Origin of the sequence: Mesorhizobium sp. M7A.F.Ca.US.011.01.1.1, assembly GCF_003998295.1 — a bacterium.
Lineage (GTDB): Bacteria > Pseudomonadota > Alphaproteobacteria > Rhizobiales > Rhizobiaceae > Mesorhizobium.
Window position 1 is genome coordinate 1 of record NZ_RZRT01000151.1, and the last position, 2,076, is coordinate 2,076.

Here is a 2,076-nt window from a genome sequence, read left to right on the forward strand (position 1 = left end):
CAACAAACCGAAGCCGTTCGTCCATGATGCCAGTCTCTCGCCAAACCATCGCCGGTCCTCCGGCGGACAAGAAAACTGTTACCCATGCTATCGGTCCATTCTGTTACCTATCTATACGGTTCGGACACCCCTCATTGTCCCGCCGGACATTTCTCCCCGTATAGTGACGGGGAGAAAAGGCGGTTTGTACCGCTGGTGCTCATCTTTCAACGTTGATGATTGGCGAAACCGGCGATGAGAGCGTCCCTCTCCCCGTCACTATACGGGGAGAGGATGCCGGCAGGCAGGTGAGGGGCGGCGCTAGCGCGGAAAGGCCGATGACACAGCCAAGAAAGGGCCAGTGAATTCGCGTCGGAACGTCCCCTATTTCGGCTCCGCCGTCACAGGATCGTAGGTGATTTCGACCTTCGCCTTGTCCGCCGTGTAATAGGTGACGGTGTAGGCGCCGCTGTCCCAGTCGACCTCGTCCACATAGCGAAAGCCGTCGCGCTGCTCGACCTTGGCGATGATCTCCGACAACTTCTTGGCATTGGGCGGCGGCAACGGCTTGTCGTCCGCGGCCAAGGCCGGCCCACCGGCGAGAAGAACGGCGACGCTTGTCGCCAGCAGAAATCTGGACATGGCTTTCCCTCAAGTTTCGTCGGACAGAAACTCGCTGGCGCGCCGGTTTGTTCCGCAGCTGGAACAGATGATGATTTGGTCCGCCGATTTGCAGCTGCCCGAACGAGGGGCCGCCGCCCGCCTGACTACGCGGCGCGTCGTTGAGCGGGGTGGAGACCTGAACGGGTTCGGCGAGGGTCGACGGCGGTCACGATGCTGTGGTGGTGATCGCAATAGACGCGATCCGCCGAAGTTGGCCCGGCACAGAAACGATAGCCGCCGGGTACCGACCGGTCTTCGCTCACCGGGAAGCGGCACTGATAGACGCCTAGCTGAATGAGGGGGACGTCTTTCGAAATCGGTCTGATATTTTCAGGCATGGTTTTTCAAGTTCCTGTTTCATAGCCATTGCCGGCCGATGGCCGCAATGCGACCGTGTCAAGGCGAGCTTCTCTCGTTTTGGAGGGCTGTGGATCACCATATGGTGTTGGTCGCAGCGTCAATGAAGCCCGAAACCGTGCTTTTCGGAGGCCAATCATTGCGACTTAAGGCCACACTGGCCGTTGGGCGGGTGGCTGCGGAAGCGAATACATTTTGTCAGCAGACAGTGTGGTCGCGTCCCCGAGCATCTCTGCGAACCGCTTCGCCGGTGCTATGGTGTGCCTGCATGATCAGAGAGCAGGGATATGAGGCATGCCCGAAATCACCCGCCGTACACTTCTTGCGTTCACCGCCGTGGCCTCGGCCATTGAACCGACGTTTGCCGAAGAGGAAGGTGCCTCACCCGAATTGCGGGTGCTGATCGGAGCCCATGAAGCCAGCTATGTCGAACTTCACAGGATTGTTCATCAAGCGGGCAGCAGCAGCCACGAACGCAAGAGGGCAGACCGGATTGAACAGGAAGCCTTGCTGGCCATCTGCTCCTATCCGGCGATCAGCCGAGGCGACCGCCAGGCCAAGGCCGATTACCTGTTGACCGCTGAAGCTCGGGGTGAACTCGACCTGGAAGAGCACATGCAGGCCATCTTGCACTCAATGAAGCGCTGATCGCGGCTGGTGCATCTCCACAACCAGACATCGCCGACTGCCGTAAGGATTTTGGTGGGCGATGCAGGGATTGAACCTGCGACCCCACCCGTGTGAAGGGTGTGCTCTCCCGCTGAGCTAATCGCCCGCTCGTTGCCCAAAGGCCAAGCGAGCCGCGATATAAGGGAGGCGGGTGCGGGAAGTCAAGGCGGTGTTCGGCGTCCCGACAAAGATCGGATTTGCTGCCCTTTCCGCGTTGTCGCCGAGGCGGGGCAGGCCGCTTCCCGACGCAATCGAATATAGATTCTTGCGAAGAGGACCCCCACCCTAACCCTCCCCACAAGGGGGAGGGAAGCTGCCGCGCTCTCGCCTTTGCGTCGAGAACGTTGGAAATTTGCTGATATCAGCGCCGACGGAATCTCCCTCCCCCTTGTGGGGAGGGGGTAGGGG

2 protein-coding genes and 1 tRNA gene are annotated in these 2,076 nt (G+C 60.1%); 1 reads left to right on the forward strand and 2 read right to left on the reverse strand.

Annotation, left to right across the window (positions count from 1 at the left end):
* Nucleotides 1-363: 363 nt before the first annotated feature.
* Complete coding sequence (locus EOA13_RS36900; protein WP_063172137.1) at nucleotides 364-621, reverse strand: PepSY domain-containing protein; 258 nt, start codon at nucleotides 619-621, stop codon at nucleotides 364-366.
* Between the two features lie 672 nt (nucleotides 622-1,293).
* On the opposite strand from EOA13_RS36900, the gene EOA13_RS36910 reads away from it, so the two are divergent.
* A complete protein-coding gene (locus EOA13_RS36910; protein ID WP_127298021.1) occupies nucleotides 1,294-1,647 on the forward strand; it encodes a hypothetical protein in 354 nt (117 codons plus the stop codon).
* 52 nt (nucleotides 1,648-1,699) lie between these two features.
* Here the strand turns inward: EOA13_RS36910 and EOA13_RS36915 are convergent.
* Nucleotides 1,700-1,774: transfer RNA gene (locus EOA13_RS36915), tRNA-Val, on the reverse strand.
* Between the last annotated feature and the right edge of the window lie 302 nt (nucleotides 1,775-2,076).

Coding starts and splice junctions, on each gene's coding strand:
- EOA13_RS36900 (WP_063172137.1), bottom strand. CDS start 621: ATGTCCAGATTTCTGCTGGCGACAAGCGTCGCCGTTCTTCTCGCCGGT.
- EOA13_RS36910 (WP_127298021.1), top strand. CDS start 1,294: ATGCCCGAAATCACCCGCCGTACACTTCTTGCGTTCACCGCCGTGGCC.